Origin of the sequence: Marivita geojedonensis (genome assembly GCF_002115805.1) — a bacterium.
In the GTDB taxonomy this organism is placed as follows: Bacteria; Pseudomonadota; Alphaproteobacteria; order Rhodobacterales; family Rhodobacteraceae; genus Marivita; species Marivita geojedonensis.
Window position 1 is genome coordinate 1 of the sequence record NZ_JFKC01000009.1, and the last position, 26,689, is coordinate 26,689.

General features: G+C 62.4%; 26 protein-coding genes. 17 read left to right on the forward strand and 9 right to left on the reverse strand.

Going from position 1 to position 26,689, the window contains the following annotated elements; genetic code table 11:
• Positions 1 to 432: 432 nt before the first annotated feature.
• The 4 genes from dusA (at position 433) to MGEO_RS21560 (ending at position 4,088) form a co-directional block, all read left to right on the forward strand.
• Entirely contained in the window at positions 433 to 1,440 is a 1,008-nt protein-coding gene (dusA, locus tag MGEO_RS10890; RefSeq protein WP_085637162.1) for a tRNA dihydrouridine(20/20a) synthase DusA, read from the forward strand.
• A gap of 4 nt (positions 1,441 to 1,444) precedes the next feature.
• The gene (locus MGEO_RS10895) at positions 1,445 to 2,221 is read left to right on the forward strand and encodes a hypothetical protein (protein ID WP_085637166.1); all 777 of its coding nucleotides are present in this window, start codon (positions 1,445 to 1,447) and stop codon (positions 2,219 to 2,221) included.
• Positions 2,222 to 2,385: 164 nt separating this feature from the next.
• Positions 2,386 to 3,501 carry a calcium-binding protein gene (locus MGEO_RS10900; RefSeq protein ID WP_085637169.1) on the forward strand — a complete coding sequence of 372 codons (1,116 nt, stop codon included), beginning with the start codon at positions 2,386 to 2,388 and terminating at the stop codon, positions 3,499 to 3,501.
• A gap of 101 nt (positions 3,502 to 3,602) precedes the next feature.
• Positions 3,603 to 4,088: a hypothetical protein gene (locus MGEO_RS21560; RefSeq protein ID WP_198948102.1), complete on the forward strand. Its 486-nt coding sequence runs from the start codon at positions 3,603 to 3,605 to the stop codon at positions 4,086 to 4,088.
• 87 nt (positions 4,089 to 4,175) lie between these two features.
• On the opposite strand, the gene MGEO_RS10910 is transcribed toward MGEO_RS21560, so the two are convergent.
• The 3 genes from MGEO_RS10910 to ccmI all read right to left on the reverse strand — a co-directional run bounded on the left by MGEO_RS10910 (position 4,176) and on the right by ccmI (position 6,178).
• The gene (locus tag MGEO_RS10910; protein WP_085637175.1) at positions 4,176 to 4,406 is read right to left on the reverse strand and encodes a DUF1289 domain-containing protein; all 231 of its coding nucleotides are present in this window, start codon (positions 4,404 to 4,406) and stop codon (positions 4,176 to 4,178) included.
• Positions 4,407 to 4,420: 14 nt separating this feature from the next.
• Positions 4,421 to 4,852, reverse strand: a complete 432-nt coding sequence (gene ruvX, locus MGEO_RS10915; protein ID WP_408607498.1) for a Holliday junction resolvase RuvX — start codon at positions 4,850 to 4,852, stop codon at positions 4,421 to 4,423.
• Positions 4,853 to 4,948: 96 nt separating this feature from the next.
• Positions 4,949 to 6,178, reverse strand: coding sequence for a c-type cytochrome biogenesis protein CcmI (ccmI, locus tag MGEO_RS10920; RefSeq protein WP_085637181.1), 1,230 nt, complete (start codon positions 6,176 to 6,178; stop codon positions 4,949 to 4,951).
• A gap of 185 nt (positions 6,179 to 6,363) precedes the next feature.
• Here ccmI and MGEO_RS10925 point away from each other — a divergent pair, with 185 nt between their 5' ends.
• The 7 genes from MGEO_RS10925 to rarD all read left to right on the forward strand — a co-directional run bounded on the left by MGEO_RS10925 (position 6,364) and on the right by rarD (position 14,217).
• Positions 6,364 to 7,608 (forward strand): sarcosine oxidase subunit beta family protein, encoded by a 1,245-nt coding sequence (locus tag MGEO_RS10925; RefSeq protein ID WP_085637184.1) that lies wholly within the window; start codon positions 6,364 to 6,366, stop codon positions 7,606 to 7,608.
• A gap of 151 nt (positions 7,609 to 7,759) precedes the next feature.
• A complete protein-coding gene (locus tag MGEO_RS10930) occupies positions 7,760 to 8,089 on the forward strand; it encodes a sarcosine oxidase subunit delta (protein WP_085637188.1) in 330 nt (109 codons plus the stop codon).
• Between the two features lie 68 nt (positions 8,090 to 8,157).
• On the forward strand, positions 8,158 to 11,175 hold the full coding sequence (locus MGEO_RS10935; protein WP_085637191.1) for a sarcosine oxidase subunit alpha family protein: 3,018 nt from the start codon (positions 8,158 to 8,160) through the stop codon (positions 11,173 to 11,175).
• Entirely contained in the window at positions 11,168 to 11,740 is a 573-nt protein-coding gene (locus MGEO_RS10940; RefSeq protein ID WP_085637194.1) for a sarcosine oxidase subunit gamma, read from the forward strand. Before MGEO_RS10935 ends, MGEO_RS10940 begins: the two co-directional genes overlap by 8 nt.
• A 121-nt stretch (positions 11,741 to 11,861) precedes the next feature.
• Positions 11,862 to 12,470 (forward strand): superoxide dismutase, encoded by a 609-nt coding sequence (locus tag MGEO_RS10945; RefSeq protein WP_085637196.1) that lies wholly within the window; start codon positions 11,862 to 11,864, stop codon positions 12,468 to 12,470.
• A gap of 72 nt (positions 12,471 to 12,542) precedes the next feature.
• On the forward strand, positions 12,543 to 13,190 hold the full coding sequence (locus tag MGEO_RS10950) for a glutathione S-transferase family protein (protein ID WP_085637198.1): 648 nt from the start codon (positions 12,543 to 12,545) through the stop codon (positions 13,188 to 13,190).
• A gap of 76 nt (positions 13,191 to 13,266) precedes the next feature.
• The gene (gene rarD / locus MGEO_RS10955; protein WP_085637201.1) at positions 13,267 to 14,217 is read left to right on the forward strand and encodes an EamA family transporter RarD; all 951 of its coding nucleotides are present in this window, start codon (positions 13,267 to 13,269) and stop codon (positions 14,215 to 14,217) included.
• Here rarD and MGEO_RS10960 read toward each other — a convergent pair.
• Complete coding sequence (locus MGEO_RS10960; RefSeq protein WP_085637203.1) at positions 14,124 to 14,675, reverse strand: LOG family protein; 552 nt, start codon at positions 14,673 to 14,675, stop codon at positions 14,124 to 14,126. The two genes, rarD and MGEO_RS10960, sit on opposite strands and share 94 nt — an antisense overlap.
• Before the next feature lie 112 nt (positions 14,676 to 14,787).
• Here MGEO_RS10960 and MGEO_RS21705 point away from each other — a divergent pair, with 112 nt between their 5' ends.
• Positions 14,788 to 16,239, forward strand: a complete 1,452-nt coding sequence (locus tag MGEO_RS21705; protein WP_085637206.1) for a LysM peptidoglycan-binding domain-containing protein — start codon at positions 14,788 to 14,790, stop codon at positions 16,237 to 16,239.
• Between the two features lie 168 nt (positions 16,240 to 16,407).
• The gene (locus tag MGEO_RS10970) at positions 16,408 to 16,992 is read left to right on the forward strand and encodes an HNH endonuclease (RefSeq protein ID WP_085637209.1); all 585 of its coding nucleotides are present in this window, start codon (positions 16,408 to 16,410) and stop codon (positions 16,990 to 16,992) included.
• Between the two features lie 169 nt (positions 16,993 to 17,161).
• Here the strand turns inward: MGEO_RS10970 and MGEO_RS10975 are convergent, their stop codons facing one another.
• A complete protein-coding gene (locus tag MGEO_RS10975; protein ID WP_085637212.1) occupies positions 17,162 to 18,523 on the reverse strand; it encodes a transposase in 1,362 nt (453 codons plus the stop codon).
• Positions 18,524 to 18,622: 99 nt separating this feature from the next.
• On the reverse strand, positions 18,623 to 19,171 hold the full coding sequence (locus tag MGEO_RS10980; RefSeq protein ID WP_085637215.1) for a hypothetical protein: 549 nt from the start codon (positions 19,169 to 19,171) through the stop codon (positions 18,623 to 18,625).
• Between the two features lie 78 nt (positions 19,172 to 19,249).
• Between MGEO_RS10980 and MGEO_RS10985 the strand changes: the two genes are divergently transcribed.
• A complete protein-coding gene (locus MGEO_RS10985; protein WP_085637218.1) occupies positions 19,250 to 19,822 on the forward strand; it encodes a Crp/Fnr family transcriptional regulator in 573 nt (190 codons plus the stop codon).
• Between the two features lie 442 nt (positions 19,823 to 20,264).
• On the opposite strand, the gene MGEO_RS10990 is transcribed toward MGEO_RS10985, so the two are convergent.
• Both MGEO_RS10990 and edd read right to left on the reverse strand, forming a co-directional pair.
• Positions 20,265 to 20,909 (reverse strand): bifunctional 4-hydroxy-2-oxoglutarate aldolase/2-dehydro-3-deoxy-phosphogluconate aldolase, encoded by a 645-nt coding sequence (locus tag MGEO_RS10990; protein ID WP_085637221.1) that lies wholly within the window; start codon positions 20,907 to 20,909, stop codon positions 20,265 to 20,267.
• 42 nt (positions 20,910 to 20,951) lie between these two features.
• Complete coding sequence (gene edd, locus MGEO_RS10995) at positions 20,952 to 22,763, reverse strand: phosphogluconate dehydratase (RefSeq protein ID WP_085637224.1); 1,812 nt, start codon at positions 22,761 to 22,763, stop codon at positions 20,952 to 20,954.
• A gap of 207 nt (positions 22,764 to 22,970) precedes the next feature.
• Between edd and MGEO_RS11000 the strand changes: the two genes are divergently transcribed.
• Genes MGEO_RS11000 through MGEO_RS11010 form a run of 3 tightly spaced genes read left to right on the forward strand, consistent with a single transcriptional unit; the run spans position 22,971 to position 25,432 of the window.
• The gene (locus MGEO_RS11000; protein WP_106299179.1) at positions 22,971 to 23,606 is read left to right on the forward strand and encodes a DUF6778 family protein; all 636 of its coding nucleotides are present in this window, start codon (positions 22,971 to 22,973) and stop codon (positions 23,604 to 23,606) included.
• Between the two features lie 51 nt (positions 23,607 to 23,657).
• The gene (locus tag MGEO_RS11005; protein ID WP_085637227.1) at positions 23,658 to 24,854 is read left to right on the forward strand and encodes an RSP_2647 family RNA methyltransferase; all 1,197 of its coding nucleotides are present in this window, start codon (positions 23,658 to 23,660) and stop codon (positions 24,852 to 24,854) included.
• Positions 24,851 to 25,432: an RSP_2648 family PIN domain-containing protein gene (locus MGEO_RS11010; protein ID WP_085637230.1), complete on the forward strand. Its 582-nt coding sequence runs from the start codon at positions 24,851 to 24,853 to the stop codon at positions 25,430 to 25,432. Before MGEO_RS11005 ends, MGEO_RS11010 begins: the two co-directional genes overlap by 4 nt.
• Before the next feature lie 44 nt (positions 25,433 to 25,476).
• On the opposite strand, the gene MGEO_RS11015 is transcribed toward MGEO_RS11010, so the two are convergent.
• Positions 25,477 to 26,664, reverse strand: coding sequence for a LysM peptidoglycan-binding domain-containing protein (locus tag MGEO_RS11015; protein WP_085637233.1), 1,188 nt, complete (start codon positions 26,662 to 26,664; stop codon positions 25,477 to 25,479).
• Positions 26,665 to 26,689 lie beyond the last annotated feature (25 nt).

Consider the following 26,689-nt stretch of genomic DNA (forward strand, 5'->3'; position numbering starts at 1 on the left):
CCCTAACAATTATGTCAGACTGGTGCGGACAAATTGAATCTAAATGAAATCAATGGGTGCCGACCCTCGATCGACCCACGTTGCTGTGCGCCTCGGTACAGTGAGCCTTCAGATCGACGAATTGTCGACTGAACCGCGCGATGGAACATAAGACACAGCTGGCTAACGGCTGGTGTCTGCTTCGGATCCGATCCGGCAAATCGCTGCATGCAGCACCAATGTCTGTTTCTCTGAGCCACTGTCAGTGAACCTCGTCGAGCTTTGGAGCTTGTCCTGACTTGCGTTAAGGCAAAATGAGCCGCTGTCGGACCCGCCCAATCAACGCCCTTTGCCTGTCGTTGCACGAGGCAGGGTGGTGCAGCCGGTGCCCTGCGCGTATGGTGTGCCAAGCGGGTTCGCTCCGACCATCAGCGGACCCGAGGAGACCTTTGAATGCCCAGAAACGCAAATACCGAGGCAGCGCGGTTGTCTGTCGCGCCTATGATGGACTGGACCGACCGTCACTGCAGGTACTTTCACCGGCAGATCAGTCAGAGTGCGCTGCTTTATACCGAGATGGTCACGTCACCGGCCCTGGTGCGGGGTGGGGCGCTGCATTTGCTCGATTACAGCCCGGAAGAACATCCCGTTGCCCTGCAGCTCGGCGGGTCGGATCCGGCAGAGCTGGCGCAGGCCGCCCGGATGGGGGCCGAGGCCGGGTATGACGAGATCAACCTCAATGTCGGCTGTCCGTCAGACCGTGTGCAATCCGGGACATTTGGCGCCGTCCTGATGAAGACGCCGGAGCTGGTGGCGGACTGCGTCGCGGCGATGAAGGCGGCAGTTGATGTGCCGGTCACGGTCAAATGCCGGATCGGGGTCGACGACCAGACCCCGGAAGAGGTTCTGCCCGACTTCATCGAAAAGGTACGTTCGGCAGGCTGCGACTACCTGATTGTCCACGCGCGCAAGGCGTGGCTGCAGGGGCTGTCGCCCAAGGAGAACCGCGACATCCCTCCGCTCGACTATGATCTGGTGCTGCGCGTGGCCGCAGAATTCCCGGATCTCCCGATGTCGATCAACGGGGGCATCGAAACGCTGGACGACGCCGAGGCACTCATTGCGCGGGGTATGACCGGGGTGATGATCGGGCGGGCGGCATACCATCGGCCCTGGGACATTCTCGCCGAGGCCGATGAACGGATATTTGGCGACAAGCCGGTGTCTCACAGCCGTGATACCGTGATCGACGCGATGCGCCCCTACATCTCGGATCATCTGGAGAATGGCGGTCGGCTGCACCAGATCACGCGGCACATGCTGGGGCTTTTTGCCGGACAGCCCGGCGCGCGCACATGGCGTCGCGTCCTGTCGGAAAAGGCGAACCGGCCCGGGGCAGGGCTTGAGGTGCTGGATGAAGCACGCGACCTGATGGCCCACCCCGACCGCCTCGCGGGCTGATCCGATGGTGCGGGGCTGGCCGGATTGCGGCTATATCCGGTTCGGCTGGAACGCGGACACCCATCGCTGGGCTGTAGCCGCACGGCACGTCGCAGAGCGCGTCACCCGCGACCCCGCGATGCGGGCGCAATGGCTGCAATGCGAAGGTACGTGGTTCGTTGGCGTCGATGCGCTGCGATCGGATCCGCAGGGAACGGTTGCGGGTGTTCCACTGGCTGGCCCTGCGGTGGACCGGATCGGACAACGGCAAGACCTGCACCCCGCGCAACTGTCGGTGACCTATCCCGGATATCCCCGGCCACGCGCAGGCGAAAGCGATGTCGCCTTTCGCTACCGCCTGAACCGCGATGCCGCGCATATGGATGGTCTCTTGGCCGAAGGGTCGCCAAAGCGACGGTTTCTGCGCGAACGGCATGACTGGATCCTCGGCCTGCCTCTGACCGAAACCTCCCCCGGAGCGAGTCCTCTGGTGGTCTGGGACGGAAGCCACCATATCCTTCAGGCGGCACTCACCGATGCGCTGGGTCATCTACCCGAGGCGGACTGGCCGGTTACCGACATCACCGACATCTATCAGGCCGCGCGAAAACGGGTCTTTTCGGAATGCCGGCGCATTTCGCTTTTTTCGCGCCCCGGCGAAGCGGTTCTCCTCAATCCGTTCTTGCTGCACGGGGTTGCCCCGTGGCAGCATAGCGCCATCGCGCCCGCAGCCGGAAGAATGGTTGCGTATCTGCGTCCTGAATCACCTGAAAAAGGCGGAATCTGGCTGCGGCAAAAATAAGGCGTTGCCACATTCCGGCGGGTGGTTGTGAACAATCGCAGCGGTCGCAAAAAGACTGTCTCGCGATCCCGCACAATTTTCGTAAATTTGACGATTTTATTATGAGCGCCCCTGCGCGGACAGGTACTTTCAATGCCATTCGGTAATCTTGGGATTAACGTGTTATGGAATATGCAGCGCTTTTGGCTCTCACGCTTCTGGGCATCACGGCTGGCCTGTTCGTGGATTCGAGTGAAGATGACGACGACACCGATACAGGTGGCGTCGATGGTGATGGTGGCGACGGGACGGATACCGGCAGTGGCACCGACACGGGTGGTACTGACACGGGTGGTACTGACACAGGTGGGAACACCGGCGACGGGGTGATCACCTCCGATGGTGTGACCTTTGGGTCCGAGGGCGGTGACACGCTGACCGCAACGGACGGAGCCGCGACGGTTGTCGGCGGTGATGGCAACGATGCGATCAACGGCAATGACGGCGCGAATATTCTCGACGGCCAAACCGGCGATGACAGCGTTCTTGGTGGCGACGGCGACGATCAGGTCTTTGGCAGCGAGGGCAACGATTCCGTTGAAGGCAATTCTGGCAACGATCTGGTTGCCGGTGGCACCGGCGATGATGAGTTGTATGGCGGCCTTGGCGATGACACGGTCTTCGGCGACGCGGGCAACGACATTGTCGATGGCCAGGAAGGCAACGATGAAGTTGTCGGCGGCGACGGCAATGACACGATGTACGGCGGCATCGGCGACGATACCCTGTTCGGCAATGACGGCGACGACAGCATCATGGACGGCGGCGGAGCTGATTCGCTGGTCGGTGGTGCGGGCGCGGATACGCTCGACGGTGGCGAAGGCAATGATCAGATCTTCGGCATCTGGGATGGCAATGATGACGAATTGATCGAAGCGCAGGATATTGTGGATCCGGATCTGCTGTTGGGTGGTGAAGGAGATGACGACATCCAGATGGGCAGCGGTGACGTGGCCTATGGCGAAGCGGGCAACGACATCTTCTACACCGGCACATGGGTTGATCCGGCCAATGCGCCAACGGTCATGGACCTTGCCAAAGATGAAGTGGTGATCGTTTCCGTGCCGGTTGGTACCTCTGCCGGAACATCGATTTCGCTCGAAACCGACGATCTGACCGGCGACACGCTGGTTCAGGCCAACGGTCAGACGGTTGCTGTTGTGGCCTCCGGTGCAGGGGCGGTCTCGCTTGACCAGATCCTCATCGTGGAAAGCGTCAGCATTGCCCAAGCCGCAGCCTGACGTGGTTGAAAAAGAGCATCCCGCCCGAGAAGTGAGTTCTCTGAGGCGGGGAGCCATGATAGACATGCCCGCAGTGTAAGCGGTGCCTTGAGGGAAATGATATGAGACTTGCCCTGCTGATTTTCGCTCTGATCGCGGCCCCCGCGTTTGCGCGCGATGTTCCTCCGGACGAGCCGACATACGAAAAGCCGACATTCGAGCGTCCGACAACACCGGAGACACCGGAGACACCGGAGACGCCCGAAACACCGGAGACTCCGGAGACACCGGAAAAGCCGGACGAACCGCGTGAACCGCGGATCGCGACCAACATTTCACCGAAACCGGCACCCGCATCCTGCCCCAAGGTGAAATGCGTCACTGACGAAAACGGCAAGCGCCGCGCGATGTTCACGGCAGATGTGCAGCCGGACATGTATTACCTGGGGCGGAATTTCTGCGCCACGGCCCCAAAGGATGTCGAAGTGACAGCCTGCTGCCTTGCGAAAGAGGATGACACCTACCAGATCCTCTACAACGTCCAGGTCAGCAAGAAGGCGCATTGGAAGGCCAAGCAGTTCTGTACCTGCGTTCTCGAACTGGATTGACGCAAAGACTTCTATCGACGATCAACAAAACCTCCGGGGCCAGTGGCCCCGGTTTTTTTGTCTCGATCCTGAAGGTCAGAACGGATGTCAGCGCGCCAGACGTGCGGCGCGTCCACCACGCCGCTTGCTCAGTTGGCCCGCTCGGGAAGGCAGCTCCGCCATGATCTGGCGCCGCGCCTCGGGCGACATCTTCGACCACGCGCCAATCTCGTCGATGGTGCGCAGGCACCCGGTGCACAGACGGCTTTCGGGATGCACGACGCAGATTTTCACGCAGGGGCTTTCGATCTCGTCGCGGGCCCAGATGTCGTCTTTCATTGGCGCGTGTTTCCTTATGCTTCGGCCTGAATATGGCGCAGCCGGTCCAGCGCCCCCTGAAGGATATACGACGCAGCGACGTGGTCGATCACCTCTGCGCGACGTTTTCGGGTCGTATCCGCCTCAAGCAGTGCCCTTTCTGCCGCAACTGTCGACAGCCGTTCGTCCCAAAACGTGATCGGACGGTCCCAGAGCGCCGAAAAATTCCGCGCAAAAGCCCGTGTCGACTGACAGCGCGGCCCTTCCGAGCCGTCCATGTTGCGCGGCAGGCCCAGAACAAGCCCGGCAATGTCGCGTTTGGCAAGAATCGCCAGCAGCGCCTCGGCATCCGTTCCGAACTTCTTGCGTTTGACTGTCTCCAGCGGGGTCGCCACGCTGCGCAACCCATCCGATACCGCCACGCCAATGGTCTTGGTGCCAAGGTCCAGCCCTGCGATGGCACGCATCGGCGGCAGTTCCGCCGCGAAATCTGAAAACTCTTCGAAGATCACCAGCCGTGTTTTCCTGTTTTACGTGGCCAAGCGTCGGCCGTTCGTGGCGTTCTAAAGCGTCAGACCCGCAGCCCGCGCACCTTCGCGCACGATATCCAGCGCGTCGGGATTGTCCGCAAACACCTCCTGCGCTTCGTTCCAGATCGCAATGGCCTGCGCTTCGTCGCCAAGAACGCCAAGCGATGAGATCAGACGCGACCATTCCTCGGGTGTGCCGCCCTCATTGGCCAGCCGGTCCGACAGCCGCGCCACCATGCCCCGGATCATGTCCTGGCGCTCTTCCGCCGTCATCTCGCCAGCCGCTTCAACATCGTCGGCGCTCGGCCCCGGCATGTTTGCAATCTGCGGTACCTGATAATCGGACACCCCTGCGCGGAATGCCATTTCTTCGATCTGCGCGAGGATCGGCGGCAGCCAGCTTGCGTCCGGCGGGCTTTGGCGCAGCAGGCGGTCCCAAAGGCGGAACGCCACGTCGGGCCGGCCGGTCTGCGCCATCATCAGACCCATGTAGTAAAGGGCAACGCCATTGTCAGGCTCACGCGCCAGCGCCGCTTCCAGGACGCGCTCCGCTTCGGGGGAAACATAACCTCTGGCAGCCAGAACCATCATATCGCCCAGATCGGCGTAATCCTTGCCGGACGCACCATCGCCCTTGATCGACAGCACCTGCTGCTGTGCCTCATAGGCGGCCACGTAATTGCCAAGCGCCGCCTCGGACCGCGCCAGCAGGATATGGCCCTGCAAATCGCCGGGCCGCTCGGCCACGGCACCGCGCAGGCGCTGCACGAGATCGGCATATTCCGGTTGAACCTCGGTCTCTCCGGTTGCGGGCATCTGCGATTCCGCTTCCGCCTGCGAGGGACGGTTCTCGCGCGCCAGCTCTGCCATTTCCAGCCGCTGCGACAGCCCCAGATCGCCGTAGCCCGGTGCGCCCAGTTGTGAATAGAGCCAATAGCTCCCGCCCACGACCAACGCGCCGATCACCGATGCCACCGCGTAGCCAAGCGGTCTGGGCTGTATCCCACCGGCCCCCCGTGCCGACGCCTTGGCGTCCGCCGCAAGGATGCGACGCGAAATCTCGGTCCGCAGGCGCTCGGCATCCTCTTCAGAGATCACACCCCGGGCCAGATCCCGGTCCACTTCCGTCAGTTGGTCGCGATAGACCTGCAGGTCGAACGCCTCGGCAGGGCCAGTGTTGCGCTGGCCCCGGATCAGGGCCATCACCAGCAGCCCGGCCATGGCAACGGCCAAAGTCACGGTTGCGATCCAGAAAGACGTCATCGTATGCAAAATCCACAAGCTGTTTCACAGCCATGTATAGTCGCAGGCCGCTTGAAAAAAGGGCAAATTCCCGTGACAAAGCGCCATGTCGCAAAAACACGGTAATACGACGCTGTGAGTATCCGCCTCCGGGCCGGTTCGGTCCACATATCCGTCAAATCCACCCAAGCTTCGAGTCGCGCCTTATGAAACGCTATTCCGCCTTTGCCGTTGCCCGTGAAGCCCTCCGCTACCACACCGGATGGGAACGGGCCTGGCGCAAGCCCGAGCCGAAGAAGAACTACGATGTGATCATCGTGGGGGCAGGGGGCCACGGCCTCGCAACTGCCTATTACCTCGGCAAGAATTTCGGCATCACCAACGTTGCGGTGATCGAAAAGGGCTGGCTTGGCGGCGGCAACACTGGCCGCAACACCACGATCATCCGCTCCAACTACCTGCAGGATCCATCTGCCGCGATCTACGAAAAGGCGCGCTCGCTCTACGAGACGCTGTCGCAGGATCTCAACTACAACGTCATGTTCAGCCCGCGCGGCGTGATGATGCTGGCCCAGACCGAGCACGAGATCCGGGGCTACCGCCGCACCGCGCACGCCAACTCCCTGCAGGGCGTCGAGACCCAGTTCATCGGCCCCGCCCGCGTCAAGGAACTCTGCCCGATCATCGAACTCAACGGCCCACGCTACCCGGTCCTCGGCGCGCTCTGGCAGCCGCGCGGCGGCACCGCCCGCCATGACGCCGTGGCCTGGGGCTATGCCCGCGCCTGCTCCGACATGGGCATGGACATCATCCAGCAATGCGAGGTCACCGCGATCCGGCAGGAGGGTGGCCGCGTCAAAGGCGTGACCACCACCAAGGGCGAGATCGACTGCGACAAGCTGGGCATTGTCGTCGCCGGTCACTCGGGGGTGCTGGCCGAAATGGCGGGCTTCCGTCTGCCCATCGAATCCGTCGCGCTTCAGGCGCTGGTCTCCGAGCCGATCAAGCCCTGCATGGACGTGGTCGTGATGGCCAACACAGTCCACGGCTACATGTCGCAATCCGACAAGGGTGAAATGGTCATCGGCGGCGGCGCCGACGGCTACAACAACTACACCCAGCGCGGGTCGTTCCACCATGTCGAGGAAACCGTCCGCGCCCTGATCGAGACCTTCCCGATGATCTCGCGCCTCAAGATGCTGCGCTGGTGGGGCGGGATCGTCGACATGACCGGCGACCGCTCGCCCATCCTGTCGAAAACGCCGCTCGACGGCTGCTTCATCAACTGTGGCTGGGGCACCGGCGGCTTCAAGGCGATCCCCGGTTCCGGCTGGGGCATGGCCGAACTGATCGCCAAGGGTTACTCACCACTCACCGCCGAGTTCGGCCTCAACCGCTTCCGCGAGGGCCGATTTATTGACGAGAGCGTGGCTGCGGGGGTGGCGCATTGATGCACGATGATCTGAGCACTCGCCCGGCGGTACGCCGGGCAGCGCCCGACCGCCCCCATGGGCGGGCGCTTCGCACCCACCCGCGGCCGGGCGCCGCCCTTGGTTTCCGCGCACAGCGCACGAACTCCAGCGTCACTTTGGAGGCATCCTCATGCTCGTGATCACCTGTCCCTATTGCGGCGTGGCCGCTGAAGAAACCGAACTGCATGGCGGTGGCGAAGCGCATCTGAAACGCTTTGGCCCCGACTCCAGCGATGACGATTTCACCGGCTACCTGTTCCATCGCGAAAACCCCAAGGGGGTGCATTTCGAACGCTGGCGGCATGTGAACGGCTGCGGCAAGTGGTTCCACGCGGCGCGCTGCACGAACACGCTCGAAGTCTTCGGCACCTACAAGGCCCAGACGACCGAGCCGCCGAAAGACATCCTCGACACCATCCGCGCCAAGCGCCCCGGATTCAAATGGAGGGACATCGCATGACCCTTCATCTTGCCAAGAAAACTCCTGCCGGAGGCTCCGACGCCTCCGCCAGCGCCAAGGTCTGACTTATGAGCACCCGCGTTCAAACCCAGGGCCGCCTGATCAACCGCAACCGGCCTGTGTCCTTCAAGTTCAACGGTGCCCTGATGAAGGGCTACCAGGGCGACACGCTGGCCTCGGCGCTTCTGGCCAATGACCAGATGCTGATGGGGCGCAGCTTCAAATACCACCGTCCGCGCGGCGTCGTGGCGTCGGGATCCGAGGAACCGAACGCGCTGGTCAATCTGGGCGAGGGCAACCGGTTCGAGCCGAACCAGCGCGCCACGACTACTGAGATCTTCCACGGGCTGACCGCCACCAGCCAGAACCACTGGCCGTCGCTGGAATACGATGTGGGTGTGGTGAACAACCTGCTGTCGCGCTTCCTGAGCGCGGGCTTCTACTACAAGATGTTCATCCATCCGCGCCCGTTCTGGAAACACATCTACGAGCCGTTCATCCGCCATTCCGCCGGTCTGGGCAAAGCCCCCGATGCCGAAGCGCGGGACGAAGACCGGTACGAGCATTTCTACGCCTTCACCGACGTTCTGGTGATCGGTGGCGGGGTCGCCGGTCTGCAATCGGCGCTGACCGCTGCCCGCGCCGGGGCCAAGGTGCTGCTTCTGGAACAGACTGCTCATCTCGGGGGCCGCGCGCCGGTCGATGGTGGCACCATCGACGGCCTGTCGCCCGAGGCCTGGGTCGAAAAGGCCCGTGCAGAACTCGACGCGATGCCCAACGCCCAGATCCGCACCCGCACGATGGGGGCGGGGGTGTACGATCACGGCTACGTGCTGGGCTACGAACGGCTGACCGACCACGCGCCCGAAGTCGCTGGCCCGCGCCACCGCCTGTGGCGCATCCGTGCGGCCCAGATCATCACCGCAACCGGGGCCATCGAACGCCCGCTCAGCTTTGCAGGCAACGACATTCCCGGCGTGATGTTGGCCTCTGCCGTGCGCGACTACCTCGTGAACTACGGCGTCAGCCCCGGTGACCGGACGGTGGTTGTCACCAACAATGACGACGCCTACCGCACCGCGATCGCGCTGGTGCAGGCCGGTCTCAAGGTGCCCGCGATCCTCGACGCCCGCCCTAAGGGGGGAGGCGCGCTGATGGACGAGGCCAAGGCGCTTGGCATCCGCGTCGAAACCGGCGCGGCGGCGGTCAAGGTCAAAGGCGCGAAACGTGTGCATTCCGTCTGTCGCGGCGTGCAGGCAGGCGAAGGCGAAGTGCTGGAGGAAATCTTCTGCGACGCTGTCGCAATGTCCGGCGGCTGGTCGCCAGTGGTGCATCTCTGGTCCCATTGTGGCGGCAAGCTGACATGGGATGCCGATCAAGCGGCCTTCCGCCCCGATCACGACCGCGCGCCCACAAGCCATGACGGCAACCCGTTTGTCATCGCCTCCGGTGCTGCCGACGGTGCGTTCCACCTGAAGGACGTGCTGCAGAACGCTGCAAACGCAGGAAAAACCGCTGCCGGGCGTGTCGGTGTTGAAGAGGCCGACAGCGCCGCGCCAAGCGGCGATGCGCCCGATGAAGCCCCGCTTGTCCCGGTCTGGATGATGCCGCAGGGTGCGCAGAAGAAACTGCGCATGAAGGCGTGGCTCGACTACCAGAACGACGTCAAGGTTTCCGACGTGCAACTCGCCGCGCAGGAAGGGTTCGAGTCGGTCGAACATACCAAGCGCTACACCACGCTCGGCATGGCGACCGATCAAGGGAAACTCAGCAACATCAACGGCCTTGCGACCCTTGCTCATGCATTGGATGAAGAAATTCCGCGCGTCGGCACGACCACCTTCCGACCGCCCTATACCCCCATCTCGATGGGTGCGATTGCCGGTGAGGCCCGTGGCGAGATTTTCCAGCCGATCCGCAAGACGCCCATGCACGCCTGGCACGAAGCCAATGGCGCCCATTGGGAACCGGTCGGCCATTGGCGGCGTCCCTATGCCTTCCCGAAATCCGGCGAAAGCGTGCATGACGCGGTCAAGCGCGAGGTTCTCGCCACGCGCAACAGCCTCGGCCTGCTGGACGCCTCGACCCTCGGCAAGATCATCGTCAAGGGGCCGGATGCGGGCCGCTTCCTCGACATGCTTTACACCAACATGATGAGCACGCTGAAACCGGGCAAATGCCGCTACGGTCTGATGTGCACCGAAAACGGGTTTCTGACCGATGACGGCGTGGTGGCGCGGATCGACGAGAACACGTTCCTCTGCCACACCACCACGGGCGGTGCGGACCGTATCCATGCCCATATGGAAGAGTGGCTGCAAACCGAATGGTGGGACTGGAAGGTCTGGACCGTCAACGCGACCGAACAGTTTGCGCAGGTCGCCGTGGTGGGCCCGAATGCCCGTAAGCTGTTGGAAAAGCTGGGCGGCATGGATGTGTCCAAAGAGGCGCTGGCCTTCATGGAGTGGAAAGACGGCACCCTTGGCGGTTTCCCTGTTCGGGCCTATCGCATCTCGTTCTCGGGTGAACTCAGCTACGAAATCGCCGTGCCCGCCAATCTGGGCCGCGCCTTCTGGGACAAGCTGATCGAGGCCGGCAAGGAGTGGGACATCACGCTTTACGGCACCGAGGCGCTGCACATCATGCGGGCCGAAAAGGGCTTCATCATGATCGGTGACGAAACCGACGGCACGGTGATCCCGCAGGATCTGGGCCTCGACTGGGCGATCTCGAAGAAGAAAGACGATTACATCGGCAAACGCGCTCAGGCCCGGTCGCACATGACCGATCCCAAGCGCTGGAAGCTGGTGGGTCTCGAAACGCTCGACGGGTCGGTGCTCAAGGACGGGGCCTATGCCATCGCCGAGGGCACCAACGAGAATGGTCAGACCAACACGCAGGGCCGTGTGACCTCGACCTATCACAGCCCGACGCTGAACAAGGGCATCGCCATGGGTCTGGTGCTCAATGGCCCCGACCGCATGGGCGAGGTGATCAGCTTTACCAACGGGGGTGAACCGGCCAAGAAAGCCCGGATCGTGAGCCCCGTGTTCTTTGATCCCGAGGGGGAGAAGCAGAATGTCTGATGTGGCTTTGGCGCTGGGTGGCGCATCTTTCGACGGTCTGGTGAAGATCGAGGAACTGGCCGGGCAGGGCATGGTGACCCTGCGTGGCGATCTTACGGACAAGGCCATCGTCAAAGTGGTCAAGGACGTGTTCGGCGTGACCCTGCCGGGCATCCGCGAAACCGTGTTTGCGGGCAGCACTGGCGCGCTCTGGATGTCGCCTGACGAGGCGCTGTTGCTCTGCTCCTATGACGACGCGCAGGCGAAGGCAGATGACCTGGCGACCAAACTCGCTGACTCGCACGCGCTTGTGGTCAACGTCTCGGACGCCCGCGCGGTGTTCCAGCTCAAGGGCAGCATGATGCGCGAGGTGATCGCAAAACTGGCTCCGGTCGACATGTCGCCCGACGCATTCAAACCCGGAATGGTCCGCCGGACCCGCATGGCACAGGTTGCCGCCGCCTTCTGGATGGACGACGCCAGCACGGCACGGGTGGTCTGTTTCCGGTCAGTGGCAGCCTACATGTTTGCGCTTCTCAGCACTGCAGCGGATGACGCTTCGGCGGTGAACCATTTCACCCGCTGACGCGTTATCTGACTGACAGGCGGGATTAATCCCGGTTTGGCGTCCCCGTGGGCTTGACCTTGGCGGGACGTCGCATCACGTATGCCTGTGTAATTTGACGCACCAACGAGGGGACACCACCATGGCTTTCGAACTTCCTGATCTGCCCTACGCCCACGACGCGCTGGCCAGCAAAGGCATGTCCAAAGAGACACTCGAATACCACCACGACCTGCACCACAAGGCCTATGTCGACAACGGCAACAAGCTGATCGCCGGCACCGAATGGGACGGCAAATCGATGGAAGAGATCATCAAGGGCACCTATGATCCCAAGGCCGTGGCGCAGAACGGCATCTTCAACAACATCAGCCAGCTGTGGAACCACAACCAGTTCTGGGAAATGATGGGGCCGGGCGACAACAAGATGCCGGGCGAGCTTGAAGCGCGTATCGTCGATGCGTTTGGTTCGGTCGACAAGTTCAAGGAAGACTTCTCTGCCGCAGGCGCGGGCCAGTTCGGTTCCGGCTGGGCGTGGCTGGTGGTCGACACCGACGGTACGCTGAAGGTCACGAAGACCGAAAACGGCGTGAACCCGGTCTGCTTTGACCAGACGGCTCTGCTGGGTTGCGACGTGTGGGAACACTCCTACTACATCGACTTCCGCAACAAGCGTCCCGCGTATCTGGCCAACTTCCTCGACAATCTCGTCAACTGGGAAAACGTGGCCGAGCGCCTGTCGAACGCCTGATCAGGCTGACGTTGAAAATTCAAAGCCCTGTCTTTCCGGCAGGGCTTTTTCAGTTGTAGTACACTGTAACCCATGTTGCGCATCTATACCTCCGATCATTCGCTTTACTGTGCCAAGCTGCGCATTCTGCTGCGGCACAAGAAACTGGACTTCGAAGAGCAGCCCCCGCCCGGAGGCGGCGGGTCGGCCGATTACCTTTCGATCGTCCCCTCGGGCAACATTCCGGCGCTGGTCGATGGCGATCTGGTGCTGACCGACAGCGAAGCGATTGCCGAATATCTGGAGGAGCGCCATCCCGATCCCGCGATGTTGCCGGATACAGTCATCGGGCGCGCGCTGTCGCGGGAACGGTCCCGCTTTTCCGACACCCGCCTGGAACCCGCGTTGCGGCTGACCTTTCCGCATGTTTCCCCGGCCAACCGCGATGCGTCTGCGATTGCGGCGGCGCACGACATCATCACCAAACGCCTGACGGCCTTGGGTGAAATGCTCACCCGGTCGAGCCTTCCGCGTGACCGGCTCTGGATGGGCGATTGCGGGACCATCGTGACGCTTGAATGGATCGACCTGTTCGAGGGTCGGGTCATTCCCTATCTCGACTGGCCAGAGGCCGTAACGAGCTATCGCAATGACATGCTGCGCCACGCGGCGGTGCGCGATGAGCTGACGGCCTATCGGCCCGAGATGCTGCGCTATATGGTGGACAAGGGCGCGCTCTAGCCTTTCGCTCCGGGTCAGCGCGGCCACTTGCGCATCTCTCCGCCGCCGGATACCGCTTTCGGCGGAGGCGCAAACCATGACAGACACTCGCAAAGGCGTTCTGGCGCTGATCGCCGCCTGCACGGTCTGGGGCCTGTCTCCGCTGTTTTACAAAGCGCTCGGCAGCGTTGCTCCGCACGAGGTTCTTGCGCATCGCACGGTGTGGTCTCTGGTGTTCTTTGCCGCGGTTCTCATGCTGCAGGGGCGGCTTGGTCTTCTATGGGGGGCCATGACCACGGCGCATTCCGTGCGTGTGATCCTGACTGCTGCGCTGCTGATTTCGGTCAACTGGTTTCTGTTCATCTGGTCCATCCAGGTCGGCCGCGCGACGGAATCCTCGATGGGGTATTACATCTTTCCCCTAGTGGCGGTGCTTCTGGGCCGGGTGTTCTTCGGTGAACGGCTCAGCCCGCCGCAATGGCTGGCCATCGCGCTGGCGGCGACAGCGGTGGTGTCGCTGACCATCGGGTTGCACATCCTGCCGTGGATCTCGCTGGTGCTGGCGACCACCTTTGGATTGTATGGTCTGCTCAAGAAACGGCTCGATCTGGGACCGGTCGTGTCTGTAACCGCCGAGGTGCTGATGCTCAGCCCGATTGCCATCGCGTGGCTGGCGCATCTTCATCTGGGGCCGGGCGGCGTGTTAGGGCGGGAGGCCTTGGAGTCCGCGCTTCTTGTGGCCTCTGGCCCGATGACCGCGCTGCCGCTGATCCTGTTTTCCTATGGCGCACGGCGGCTCACCATGTCGACGGTCGGCGTCGTGCAATACATCAACCCGACGCTGCAATTCCTCTGCGCTGTGCTGATCCTGGGTGAACCGTTCACCGCAGTTCACTTGATTGCGTTTGCGCTGATCTGGACCGCGCTCGCGATCTATTCGAGCAGCGCCTACACTCAGGACAGGGCGCGCCGCAGGGCCGTGATGGTGTCCGAGGCCGAAGTGGTGGTTTCCACGAACCCGAGCAGCGACCTGTCGGCGAAGCCCTGATCGACCACGTGATCGAGCAGCGCTGTCAGCGGTGCCCAGTAGTTGTCCACGCTCAGCAGGATGATCGGCTTGCCATGCAGGCCCAGTTGCCGCCAGGTGAGCACCTCGAAAAACTCGTCAAGCGACCCGGCCCCGCCCGGCAGGACGACGATGGCATCGGCGTTCATCACCATGACCTTTTTGCGCTCGTGCATCGTTTCGGTGATGATGAAGCGCGTCAGGTCGGTTTTGCCAACCTCAAGGTCCAGCAGATGCGTCGGGATCACCCCGAACGTGTCGCCGCCCGCATCCTGCGCGGCACGCGCAACGGTCCCCATGAGACCGACATCCCCCGCGCCATAGACAAGGCGCCAGTTTTCGGCGGCAATGGCACGACCAAGAGCGTCGGCTTCGCGTGCATAGGCCGGATTCCCGCCCGGACGTGAGCCGCAATAGACACAGATGGACTTCGAGATCATGGGCAGCGTCCTTGATACGCGGTGGGAAGTTGCCTCGTGATACCTGCCTTGATAGATACGCTCAACTGCGGGAATGGCTCATGGCCATTCTGTCACGGACACTTGGGGTAAAATGAGCAAATTCGCATTTGCAAACGGCACGTCCGGATTGGTTCTGGGCGGCGTGGCAGCGGTGGGTGCCGTTGTCGTGGGGCTGTATGCCAGCGGGCGTCTGTTCCCGGCACCGGATCCCGAAACCCCGGCGGCGCAGGTTGCGGTTCTGCCCGACAGCGATGCGCCGGAAACATCTTCTTCAGAAGCCCCGGTCGCAGACGCCCCGGATGCACCGGAGCCTGCTAGTGCGGAACCGGACACCGCCGCGCCTGAGGCCGAAACCGTCGAAGCGGAACCTGCACCGGTGGAGGGGACCGCAGAGGCGCCGGAAGAAGAAACCGCATCTCCCGAACCCGTTCCCCCGGCCTTCGACATCGTGCGCGTGGCACCGGACGGACAGACCCTCGTGGCAGGCCGTGCACCGGGCGCGCGCGAGATAATCATCCTTGTCGATGGGGTGGAGGCCGGTCGCGCCGAGGCGGATGGGGCTGGAAAGTTCGTTACCTTTCTCGATCTGCCTGAAAGCGCGGCTCCACGTGTGGTGAGCCTTGTGTCCGAAGGGGACCTGGGGCGGATCGAAAGCACCGATCAGGTGATCCTTGCGCCGATGGTGTCCGTTGCCGAGGCACCCGCTCCGGCCACGCGGTCCGAGGCGGAACCAGAAGCGGAAAACGTGCCACCGGTCGAGGTTGCGGCTCTGCCGACTGACGAGGCCACGCCTGAAACGTCCGCCGTGGAACAGCCTGCGGAAACCGTCGCGCAGACGGAAGAAACGGGGGTCCCATCGGTCGAAACCGAAGCTCCGGTCGAGCCGGACTCGCCTGCGACTCCGGCAGCACAGGACGAACAAACGGTTGTTGCGGCCGAGGTTGCTGAACAACCTGCCCCAGAAACCGTTGCGCCTGAAACGGTTGTCGCCGAGGCGCCGACCGCGCCGGCCGTGATCCTGTCGACCGAGGAGGGCATCAACATACTGCAACCGGGCGGAGGGACGCCCGAGGTGCTCGACCAGATCGCGCTGGATGCCATCACCTACGAGGATGAGGGCGCTGTGGCCCTGACCGGGCGGGGCACGGCCCAGGAATTCGTTCGGATCTATCTCGACAACCAACCGGTTCTGACGACCGAAATCGGGGTCGACGGCCAGTGGCGAGTTGAACTGCCCGATGTGGACAGCGGCACCTACACGCTGCGCGTGGATGCGGTTGACGCCGAAGGGGGCGTCACGTCACGGGTCGAAAGCCCGTTCCGCCGCGAAGACCCGGAGGCGCTTGCTGCCGCAGCGGACCGGGCCGAAGGGCCGTCGGTGATCAAGGTCGTCACCGTACAGCCGGGTAACACGCTCTGGGCCATCGCGCGCGACCGCTACGGTGAAGGTCCGGCTTATGTCAAAGTGTTCGAGGCCAACCGCGATCGCATCCGCGACCCGGACCTGATCTACCCCGGACAGGTGTTTTCGATCCCCGATTGAGGGGGCTGTCACAGACCTGTGATTATCCTGCGCTATCGCTGCGACAAACACCGCATATTGCGGGGGTTGCCGGATGGTTTCCGCGATATATAGTGTTCACCAGAGATCGGGGCGGGGCTCCCGTCCTGACGCTGGTACAGGCAGACAGGGCAGGAGACGAGTCCCCCGATGGATGGTACTTTCAGAACAGCTTTTGTGCGCGAGCCGGGTGCGCTGCGACACCACCCGGCGCTGGTGCTGAACGCGGATTACAGGCCCTTGTCCTATTATCCGCTGTCGCTCTGGCCCTGGCAGGATGCGGTCAAGGCGGCGTTTCTCGATAGGGTGGACATCGTCGCCGAATATGACGAGGTGGTCCGAAGCCCCTCGATGACGCTCCGAATACCGAGCGTCGTGGTGCTCAAGGATTACGTCAAACCGCAAAAGCGCGTGGCCTTCACGCGCTTTAATCTTTTCTTGAGGGATGAATTCCGCTGCCAATACTGCGGCGCGAAGGGGGAACTGACCTTCGACCACGTGGTGCCCCGTGCGTCGGGGGGAATCACGTCCTGGGAAAATGTCGTGGCTGCCTGTGCGCCCTGCAACCTGCGCAAAGGCTCGAAAAGCCTGCGGCAAGCGGGTCTGGCCCTGCGCAAGCCGCCGCGTCAGCCGGGGGCGCAGGAGCTTCTGAACATGGGGCGCAAGTTTCCACCCAACCACCTGCACGACAGCTGGATGGACTTCCTTTACTGGGACGCCGAACTGGAGGCATAAGCCTTTCGTAATAGAGGGCAAAACCAAGACCTGCGTTGGAAAGGCGCACACGCACTGGAACCCTCGCAATTTTGGTGGCTATGGAATGACGGCAATGCAAAGATGCTGTTGAAAAAGTCGACCGGGGATTTCGTTTGAATTGATGGTCGAACGGTTTCTGCCAGGCTCTTCACACCGGAATTTGTCTGAGCTTGGCAAGTTTGCGGAGGTTCTGGACTGTTGCTGCGAGGTGGAACTCGTCCTTGGCGCCGTTTGGTCCTCTAAGGCGGAGGCGGTCGAGGCCGATAATGCGTTTGAGGTGGGCGAAGAGCATCTCTACCTTCTTTCTCGCGTAGCTGGAGGCGACATAGGCATCTGTCTTCGCGATATCCCGTGCTTTTTGGCGGGCGTCTTCATGCCTGGATCGGGCGATCTTCCGTGTCACCTGTTTCGGCGTGCATCGGGGCTTCAGCTGACACGCCGCGCAATCCTGTTTCCGGGCGTAGTATTTCTTGAAGCCATCCTTGCCGAACGCCGGGCGCCCCTTTGAGATGTTTCGCCAGTACGGCTTCAGTTCCTTACCGCCGGGACATTTGTATGCATCGATGTCGGGATCATAGTTGAACTCGGTGGCAGGAAAGGCGCCGTCCTTGCGCTCGGACTTGTCGAAGACCGGGATGTGGGGTTCGATGCCTTGCTCTTTCACAAGCCAGCCAAGCATCTCCGCCGCACCATAGGCCGTGTCTGCGGCCAGCAGCCATGGGTGTAGGTCGAAACGATCCTGTGTTCTCACCAGCATGTCGCGCACGGCACCAACTTCCGCCTGCCGTATCGGCGCAGTCGCTTCGACATCCACGATGATCGCATGGTCCAGATCGACGAGGTAGTTGGTGCTGTACGCAAAGAAGGGCCTGTCTCCGTTGGCGCCAGTCAATCGCGCGGCCGGGTCGGCGGGCGAGATCGCCTTCGGCTTTACCGGTGTCGCCGCGCCGAAGGCCGCATCATCGAGCGTGTCGAGGTATTCCTGCGTCGCCCGGTTTACCGCATCTGCTGCAGACCAGCCCGAGAAGTCCACCTTCGTATAACGGCTGGCATCAGCCTTGATGAGCGAAGCATCTGCTCCAAAGCTCTCGCCGCCGACCAGTCCCTCGGCAATGCAGCGCGCCAGTACCTGCTCGAACAGATGCCGGAAGAGGTTGCTGTCCCGGAAACGTCCGTGTCGGTTCTTAGAAAAGGTGGAGTGATCGGGCACTGCGTCCGTCAGATCGAGACGACAGAACCAGCGATACGCAAGGTTCAGATGCACCTCTTCACAGAGCCGCCGCTCAGACCGGATGCCAAAGGCGTAGCCGACGATCAGCATACGGATCATCAACTCGGGATCGACCGAGGGTCGCCCCGTCGAACTGTAGAACGGCGCGAGATGCTCACGCATGTCACCAAGCTCGACAAACCGGTCGATCGACCGCAACAGGTGATCAGCAGGAACGTGATCCTCAATGCTGAACTCGTAGAACAAAGCCCTCTGAGCAACCTGCTTCGGTCCCATCATCGCCAGATCTCCCTTGCCTCAGGGCAAGTGAATCAGCCGATCACGCAACGCTCAAGCAGAGTTTTTCAACAACATCCAAACAAAGCCGCCATTCTCCAATTATGGACGAACGTCCGCTTCAGAGAGACGTGTCCGGTTAAACCCTACCAGAAGCGTCAGCAGCACAGCCACGGTTGTTAAAGCGGATTTAAGAATTGTGGCTGAACTCGTGGCATAAACCAGTGGCACGGAAATCTCTGGCCAGCTCCAAATCATGGCCGCGATACCAAGGTTCTCGACATAATCGAACAGAGCACTGCCAACCGAAAAGGCAATGCCGAAGTGGACAAGTATTCTGTTTGGCATGCTTTGCCCAAACCAGCAGATCGTTGCGATTAAAGTCAACGCGAGCATGAATGGATAAACTGTGTCCAAAGCGATCTGGTGACTGAGATAATACGCGCGCCCTTCCACTCCCAACGCTTCGAGAAGCGTCGCCGCCTCTGCGGGGTCATAGCCGAAAGGACGCATGTCGAATGGGACGTGCCCTGAGGCCGCTTCGATATGGGCGAGCGTGACATTGATCATCAGAAAATAGACTGATGCACCTATCAGCCCTGAGACAACCGCAACTTTTCCAATATGTTTTGACAGATTTCTGTTCGTCATTTTGTAAACTCCTTGATCCGTGCCACACATGCCCTCAGACGCGGTTACCCGCATTATCATTTGATAAGGCACGCTCGGATGGATTTACGGACGTTTCTGATGCAGTCTCCCGACCTGTCAGATATGGCTTGCGCGGAGGATTTTGCGTCTGATTGGAAACGAATGCGTTTGGACAAGGGGGCGCACCTTACCCGGCAGGAACAGCCCGAAACAGACGAATTCGTTCTGTTGGAAGGGTGCTTGGTGAGCAGTATTTGTGACCAAGACGGCAAAGAAGTCTGCGTCGGGTTCTATGTGGGTCCCTGCGTTATCACCCCGAATATCGCTCGAACGCGCGACGGTGTCTCGCTCGTGTCTATTGCGGCAACGACCGATGCCCTGCTTGCAAGGATCGACAGTGATCTACTTTCAAATCGGATGATTTCATCGGAACCCATCCGAAATTGGGCCAATGGGGTTCTGCGGGACGCGCTCAGCCGCAAGGTAGATCGAGAGTGGTGCCTCGCCGCTCTTAAAGGGGCTGAGCGGCTCACTTGGTTTCGCCAGGCATTCCCCGGCTATGAAGACATCTTTCCCCATATGCTGATTGCATCCTTTTTGGGGATCACACCCGTCACAATGAGCCGTTTACGCACCAGCGACAAACACTGACAGAAAGCAGCCAATCGTGCGTCTTGCAGCGCCGGTCAAATAGGGCTCTGTGAAGACATCGCGCCTTCGCCATGGGCTGCACGAGGTGCTTGGGGTGCGCAGGTGCAACCGCGCGTTGCCTTTGGCTGGGCACGCGTTCATGCGATACATCGTGTGTTCCTCGGGTCGGGTCCCGAAGCTGTTTCCGAAAAAAGAGGTGACGTCACCTGAGTTGGGTGGACATCCTCTCCCCCGTGCAGAGCCCATGAGGCTCCGAACCTGTACCCCGAAGGGCCTGTTGAGACGCGTCTCTCATGGTCTGAACGCACATTAAGCGTCCGTAGAGAGAGGGTAGTCGCCTGGGGTGTTCCGCCAAAAGACGGAACGGGTCTCGGATCCGATGTGCAGGACACTCGGCGCGCTTGGTTAACAAACACGGAATGGATCGTGCGCTTCCCGGGACTTACCGCGACAGCTGTGCGGCTTCGCGCGCCAGTTCTTCGATGGCTTTCCAGTCGCCTTTGGCCACCAGATCCTTGGGTGCCACCCAGCTGCCGCCGCAGCACAGCACGTTGGACAGACCAAGGTAGTCCGGCGCGTTCTTCATCGAAACGCCGCCGGTCGGGCAGAACCGGACCTGCGGGATCGGTGCGCCGATGGCCTTGAGCGCGGGCGCGCCGCCATTGGCTTCGGCGGGAAAGAATTTCTGCACGGTGTAGCCGCGCTCAAGCAGTGCCATCGCCTCCGACGCGGTCGCTGCCCCCGGCAGGAGCGGCAGGTCCGCCGCCTCGCAGGCGTCGAGCAACCGGTCGGTGGCGCCGGGTGACACCCCGAACCAGGCACCAGCGGCAACAGCGTTCTGTACGTCCTCAGGGGTGAGCAGGGTGCCAGCCCCCACGACGCCGCCTTCGACCTGCGCCATTTCGCGGATCACGTCCAGCGCCGCTTCGGTGCGCAGGGTGACTTCGAGCACCGGCAAGCCCCCCGCAACAAGCGCTTCTGCCAGGGGACGGGCGACGCTCGCATCGTCCACCACCAGCACGGGGATGATCGGCGCAAGGCGGCAGAGTTTTTCGCTTTTGACACTGGCTTGAAGAGGCGTAATCATATTGTTTTCCTGTTGCTTGTGGCGCTGTCTTGATGTGATGCGTTAAACAACGACACCCGCGCCGAATTCTGCCAATCCCACGTTTTCGCGGAAGGCTGCAAAAAGCTCGCGCCCGACACCGTGACCATTGCCGCTCAGATCGGCTGTCGCCGGTTCGCGCTGGTCGAAATCTTCCGCCAGACAGTCGATCTTGCCACTGACGGCATCGACACGCAGCACATCACCATCGCGCACCCGCGCCAATGGGCCACCCTTGGCCGCTTCGGGCGAGACATGGATGGCCGAGGGCACCTTGCCCGATGCGCCGGACATGCGACCGTCGGTGACAAGAGCCACCTTCAGCCCGCGATCCTGAAGCACCGCGAGAGTGGGGGTCAGGCTGTGCAGTTCCGGCATTCCGTTGGAGCTGGGGCCCTGGAAGCGGACCACCACAACGGTGTCTTCGGTGAACTCGCCGTTTTTGAACGCGGTTTTCACGTCTTCCTGGTCGTGGAACACGCGGGCCTTGGCTTCGATCACGTGGCGTTCCGGGGCGACGGCCGAGGTTTTCATCATGCCTTTGCCCAGATTGCCTGCAAGCTGCTTGAGGCCACCCGTGGGCTGGAAGGGATCGCTTGCGGGGCGGAGGATCCTGTCGTTCTGCGTCTCGCCTGCGCCGGGGCCGTAGACCACGCGCCCGTCCGCAACTTTGGGTTCCTGCGTATAAAGGTGCAGCCCGTCACCGGCGACGGTTTTGACCTCTTCGTGCAAGAGACCGTTTTTGAGCAGTTCGCCGATCATGAAGCCCAGACCACCCGCAGCGTGGAAGTGATTCACATCGGCCAGACCATTCGGATAGACCTTGGCCATCAGCGGCGTGACCGAGGAGATGTCTTCGAAATCCTCGAGCCGCAGTTCCACACCCGCCGCCCGTGCCATCGCGGGCAGGTGCAGCACAAGGTTGGTGGAGCCGCCTGTGGCCATGAGGCCGACGATGCCGTTCACAAACGCTTTCTCATCGAGCACGTCGCAGACTGGGCGGTAGTCGTTGCCAAGCTGGGTGATCTCGAGCGCGCGTTCCGTGCCTGCCACTGTCAGCGCTTCGCGCAGCGGGGTGCCCGGATTGACAAAGCTGCTGCCGGGCAGGTGCAGGCCCATGAATTCCATCAGCATCTGGTTGGAATTTGCGGTGCCGTAGAAAGTGCAGGTGCCGGGGCTGTGGTAAGAGGCCATTTCGGCCTTCATCAGCTCATCGCGGCCCACTTCACCGGCAGCGAATTTCTGGCGGACTTTGGCCTTTTCATCGTTCGGCAGACCAGAGCGCATGGGGCCAGCGGGAATAAAGATGCCCGGCAGGTAACCGAAGGTTCCAGCCGCAATCACGAGGCCCGGCACGATCTTGTCGCAGACACCGAGATAGAGCGCGGAATCGAACGTGTTGTGGCTGAGCGCCACCCCGGCGGCCAGCGCGATCACGTCGCGCGAGAAAAGCGACAGTTCCATCCCGACCTGACCCTGTGTGACGCCGTCGCACATGGCGGGCACGCCGCCTGCGACCTGTGCCGTCCCACCGGCAGCGCGGGCTGCGTTGCGGATGATGTCGGGGTATTTCTCGAACGGCTGGTGCGCCGACAGCATGTCATTATAGGCGGTGACGATGCCGATATTCGGGCTGCGTTCAGTTGCCAGCTTGTCCTGATCCTGACCCATAGCCGCATAGGCATGGGCCTGGTTTCCGCAGCTCAGATGGGCGCGACGCGGGCCTTCCGCAGCGGCCTGGCGCATCCGGTCCATGTAACGGCCGCGGGAGGTCTCAGAGCGTTCCTGAACACGCTCTGTCACCCGTTTGATCGTGTCGTTCAGCGAGTGTGCCATTTTGCCTCCGCGCAAGATCAGCCATTTCCTTAGGGGTCATGTAGTGAAGTTAGCGCTAACAGTAAACCCCTCCCTGTGCCAGACCTCAGCGGCGGCAAAACAGCAGAATTGCCGTAAATTGTACCGTTTTCGCCCAGATACGGTCGATTTGCCGGGGCAGGTTGTACCGTGAGGACAAGAGCACGCGTCCCGGAGAAGGAGGCAAAAATGGGTATCCTGACAAAAACGCTGCTTGGCGTGATTCTGGCGTTTTCGCTGACCGCCTGTGGCAGTGCGCCGACGGCCAGCCGGTTTGCCACGCCCGACGACACGATGGTGGGGCAGGCTCCGCCGGATGTGTGGGTCGAGAGTTTTACCGTGTCGGTGCCGCGTTCGCTCAAGGTCAATGAGCGCAACCTGTATTATCCGCGTGGCGATATCGTCTGGCGCGGCGAGCCGCGTGGTGACCGTCATGCCCAGGTCAAAGCGATCTTCGAAGCGGGCCTGCGCCGGGCTACGCCGCGTGTGAGCGGTGCCACGGCTGTCCGTATGGATGTGCAGGTTCTGCGGTTCCACGCGCTGTCGGAGAAAGCGCGCTACACGGTGGGCGGGGTGCACGATATCGATTTCCGCTACCGGCTTGTGGATATTGCCACCGGTCAGCAGATCGGGCCGACCAAAGAGGTCAATGCCGATCTCGACGCGTTGGCCGGACAGGCGGCAATGGCCGCCGAGGGGCGTGGTGACACTCAGAAGGCGCGGATCACTGCCCATCTTGAACGGGTGTTCGTCGAAGAGCTGACGCGCCCGGGTGGCCATGTGACGGCAAAGCTGGGGCTTTTGCAGCAGATCAACGATCTATGACATCACCGATCGGGCTTTCCCCTTTGGAGCGAGGGGCGTAAAGGGGGCGGTATGACACCGTCCCCTTTGCCCGTTCTCCGACTCAAACCCAAGACCAAGCCGCAGGCGATCCGGCGCGGCTATCCCTGGGTCTATGCCAACGAGGTCGTCACCGACCGCCGCACCCGTGCGATGTCGCCGGGAACGATCGCGCTGCTGGAGGACGCGGACCGCAGTCCCCTGGCCCTTGTCGGGGTGAACCCGAACTCCAAGATCATCGGCCGCGTGCTGGACGGACCCGACGCGGCACATCCGGATCAGGCGTGGTTTGCAGCTCGGTTGCGCAAGGCTCTGTCGTTGCGGGAGCGGCTGTTCCCGACTCCGTTCTATCGTCTGGTCCATGCGGAAGCGGATGGGTTGCCCGGGGTGATCATCGACCGGTTCGGTGACATTGCCGTGGTGCAGCCCAACGCCGCGTGGGCCGATGCCCTGCTGGCCGACCTGGCGGCGGCGCTTGCCGAGGTGACGGGTGTGACCACGATCCTGAAGAATGCAGGCGGGCGCGGGCGCGCGCTTGAAGGGCTGGACGATGTTGACGCGGTGCTTCTGGGCGCCGCGCCGTCGGCGCCGGTTCCGGTGGAGATGAACGGTGCCACCTACATGGCCGATCTGATGGGAGGCCAGAAGACCGGTCTGTTCTTCGACCAGCGCCCGAACCATGCCTTTGCGTCCGGTCTGGCACAGGATGCGCGGGTGCTCGATGTGTTTTCCCATGTCGGAGGCTTCGGCCTTGCCGCGCTGGCGGGAGGCGCGGTGTCGGCACAGTGTGTCGATGGGTCTGAGGCCGCGCTCGATCTGGCTGAGCAAGGGGCCGCGCGGATGGGAGCGGCGGACAAGCTGACCACCACCAAGGGCGATGCCTTTGAAGTTCTGACCGCGCTTGGCGAAGAGACTGCGACGTTCGATCTGGTCGTCTGCGACCCGCCTGCCTTTGCGCCCTCCCACAAAGCGCGAGAGGCAGGGCTGCGCGCCTATGAGCGGGTGGCGCGTCTGGCCGCGCCGCTGGTGGCCGAGGACGGGTATCTCGTTCTGTGCTCCTGTTCGCACGCGGCAGACCTGTCGGCTTTCACCGGCGCATGTCTGCGTGGCATCGGCCGGGCTGGGCGTCGGGCGCAGCTGATCCACACCGGGCAGGCAGGGCCGGATCATCCGCTTCTGCCGCAGCTGGCAGAATCGGGATACCTTAAAGCGCTGTTCTTCCGGCTGTGAAGGTCTGCCTCGACACCTGCGTTCTGTATCCGACGGTGATGCGCGAAGTGTTGCTGGGCGTTGCAGCGCAGGGTCTGTTCGAGCCGATCTGGTCCGAGCGCATCCTCGGGGAATGGTCCCGTGCGGCGGCCAAGCTGGGGCCAGCCGGTCAGGTGCAGGCGGATGCCGAGATTGCCATGGTCACCGCCCGCTGGCCGCGCGCCAAGGTCACGCCACAGGCGGGCCTGCTGGACCGGTTGTGGTTGCCGGACGCCAATGACGTGCATGTGCTGGCTGCGGCCATCGCAGGTCATGCTGATGTCATCATCACGGTCAATGCCAAGGATTTTCCGCGCAATATTCTGGCGGAAGAAGGGCTGTCCCGATCCGACCCGGATGCGTTTCTTGTCGGGCTCCATGCCAGTGCGCCGGACGCCGTGGCCCGTGCCGTGGCATTGGTGCATGAGGAAGCCAACCGCCGGTCCGGCGAGGTGTGGGATCTGCGCAAGCTGATGAAGAAGGCCCGCCTGCCGCGCCTTGGCAAAGCACTTACCGCCGACGGCCGCGATTATTCGCAGAATAATCGGGCACCCGTTTAGGATTTGTTAATGCGTGGATGAAGACAGGCGCGGGGCCGCGATGCTCAGCGCAGGTACTCCATCGGATCGACGCTGTCGAAGCCTTTGCGCACTTCGAAATGCACCCGAGCCGGATCGAAATCGGCCACCTTCGCAATGGATTGACCGCGGCTCACCGCGTCGCCCTTGCCGACCGAGATGTTGTCCACATGGGTGTAGACCGTCAGCAGGTTGTCCGGGTGACGGATCACAAGAATGTTGATCCCGTCGGTGTTGCGGGTGATCGCCGCCACTTGGCCGCTGGCCGCAGCCTTGACCGTGGTGCCCACCGATGCGCCGATGTCGATGCCGTCGTTCCGGCCCTTGGCGTATTCCCTGATAATACTGCCCTGTACCGGGAAGGACATGGCAGCGTCCGGGGCGCTTGCTGCGGTCTGGCTGCCGACATTGGCAACGGGTGCGCTGGGGGCAGAGGGGGCTGCGGCTGCCGGGGCCGTGTTTTCGTCGGGCAGAGGTTGCGAGGCAGACGGCGGCTCGGGGGTGGGGGAGCCGGTTCCCGGCGGGCGGGGCGTGTCCTCGACCGGTGGCGCGGCCTGCGTGACCACGGGGATCAGCAGGAACTGGCCTTCGCGCAGGGTGAAGTTGCTGTCGAGCCCGTTCCATTCGGCCAACGACCGTACGGATACGTTGTAGAGCCGGGAAATCGTGAACGCCGTCTCGCCGCGCTTGACCTGGTGGCGGATCGGCTCGGTGCCGGTCTGTGGGGTTGGCCGGGGCGTCGATGGTGTCGGGGCCGAGCGGTCGATGGCATCGCTGGCCAGAGTGGTGATGTCGATCTCGGACGCGGGCCGGATCGGCCCGGTGCTGATTGCGCCCGTCGCCGGGGACGGTTCAGTCACGCGGCGGGGCAGGGCAATGATCTCGCCCGCGCGCAGCGGATCACCGGTCTGGATGCCGTTGTAGCGCGCCAGTTCGTCGGCGGGCAGGCCGACGCGCGCTGCGAGTTTGGCGAGCGTGTCGCCGCGCTGCGCGACAGCGACCTGGTAATTGGGGTAGGAAATCACGCCGCGATTGTCAGGATCCGGGCGCGGAGCCGTTGCGGCGCGGGCGGCATCAGCGGTGTTGAAACCACCGTTGAGTTTGCCGCGCAGATCAAGATCGAGCGGTTCGGAACAGGCGGCCAGCAGAGCCAGAAGAGACAGGCTGGTGCCAACTCGGAAACCGGAACCGCGAAAAATCGTGCAAGTGCCCATATCGATATCCTCAGATGCGCCGGTT

What these genes read in the sequence shown, in the direction of transcription:
- dusA (WP_085637162.1), top strand. Translation starts at nt 433, where the DNA reads ATGCCCAGAAACGCAAATACCGAGGCAGCGCGGTTGTCTGTCGCGCCT.
- MGEO_RS10895 (WP_085637166.1), top strand. Translation starts at nt 1,445, where the DNA reads ATGGTGCGGGGCTGGCCGGATTGCGGCTATATCCGGTTCGGCTGGAAC.
- MGEO_RS10900 (WP_085637169.1), top strand. Translation starts at nt 2,386, where the DNA reads ATGGAATATGCAGCGCTTTTGGCTCTCACGCTTCTGGGCATCACGGCT.
- MGEO_RS21560 (WP_198948102.1), top strand. Translation starts at nt 3,603, where the DNA reads ATGAGACTTGCCCTGCTGATTTTCGCTCTGATCGCGGCCCCCGCGTTT.
- MGEO_RS10910 (WP_085637175.1), bottom strand. Translation starts at nt 4,406, where the DNA reads ATGAAAGACGACATCTGGGCCCGCGACGAGATCGAAAGCCCCTGCGTG.
- ruvX (WP_408607498.1), bottom strand. Translation starts at nt 4,852, where the DNA reads ATGCGTGCCATCGCAGGGCTGGACCTTGGCACCAAGACCATTGGCGTG.
- ccmI (WP_085637181.1), bottom strand. Translation starts at nt 6,178, where the DNA reads ATGACGTCTTTCTGGATCGCAACCGTGACTTTGGCCGTTGCCATGGCC.
- MGEO_RS10925 (WP_085637184.1), top strand. Translation starts at nt 6,364, where the DNA reads ATGAAACGCTATTCCGCCTTTGCCGTTGCCCGTGAAGCCCTCCGCTAC.
- MGEO_RS10930 (WP_085637188.1), top strand. Translation starts at nt 7,760, where the DNA reads ATGCTCGTGATCACCTGTCCCTATTGCGGCGTGGCCGCTGAAGAAACC.
- MGEO_RS10935 (WP_085637191.1), top strand. Translation starts at nt 8,158, where the DNA reads ATGAGCACCCGCGTTCAAACCCAGGGCCGCCTGATCAACCGCAACCGG.
- MGEO_RS10940 (WP_085637194.1), top strand. Translation starts at nt 11,168, where the DNA reads ATGTCTGATGTGGCTTTGGCGCTGGGTGGCGCATCTTTCGACGGTCTG.
- MGEO_RS10945 (WP_085637196.1), top strand. Translation starts at nt 11,862, where the DNA reads ATGGCTTTCGAACTTCCTGATCTGCCCTACGCCCACGACGCGCTGGCC.
- MGEO_RS10950 (WP_085637198.1), top strand. Translation starts at nt 12,543, where the DNA reads ATGTTGCGCATCTATACCTCCGATCATTCGCTTTACTGTGCCAAGCTG.
- rarD (WP_085637201.1), top strand. Translation starts at nt 13,267, where the DNA reads ATGACAGACACTCGCAAAGGCGTTCTGGCGCTGATCGCCGCCTGCACG.
- MGEO_RS10960 (WP_085637203.1), bottom strand. Translation starts at nt 14,675, where the DNA reads ATGATCTCGAAGTCCATCTGTGTCTATTGCGGCTCACGTCCGGGCGGG.
- MGEO_RS21705 (WP_085637206.1), top strand. Translation starts at nt 14,788, where the DNA reads ATGAGCAAATTCGCATTTGCAAACGGCACGTCCGGATTGGTTCTGGGC.
- MGEO_RS10970 (WP_085637209.1), top strand. Translation starts at nt 16,408, where the DNA reads ATGGATGGTACTTTCAGAACAGCTTTTGTGCGCGAGCCGGGTGCGCTG.
- MGEO_RS10975 (WP_085637212.1), bottom strand. Translation starts at nt 18,523, where the DNA reads ATGATGGGACCGAAGCAGGTTGCTCAGAGGGCTTTGTTCTACGAGTTC.
- MGEO_RS10980 (WP_085637215.1), bottom strand. Translation starts at nt 19,171, where the DNA reads ATGACGAACAGAAATCTGTCAAAACATATTGGAAAAGTTGCGGTTGTC.
- MGEO_RS10985 (WP_085637218.1), top strand. Translation starts at nt 19,250, where the DNA reads ATGGATTTACGGACGTTTCTGATGCAGTCTCCCGACCTGTCAGATATG.
- MGEO_RS10990 (WP_085637221.1), bottom strand. Translation starts at nt 20,909, where the DNA reads ATGATTACGCCTCTTCAAGCCAGTGTCAAAAGCGAAAAACTCTGCCGC.
- edd (WP_085637224.1), bottom strand. Translation starts at nt 22,763, where the DNA reads ATGGCACACTCGCTGAACGACACGATCAAACGGGTGACAGAGCGTGTT.
- MGEO_RS11000 (WP_106299179.1), top strand. Translation starts at nt 22,971, where the DNA reads ATGGGTATCCTGACAAAAACGCTGCTTGGCGTGATTCTGGCGTTTTCG.
- MGEO_RS11005 (WP_085637227.1), top strand. Translation starts at nt 23,658, where the DNA reads ATGACACCGTCCCCTTTGCCCGTTCTCCGACTCAAACCCAAGACCAAG.
- MGEO_RS11015 (WP_085637233.1), bottom strand. Translation starts at nt 26,664, where the DNA reads ATGGGCACTTGCACGATTTTTCGCGGTTCCGGTTTCCGAGTTGGCACC.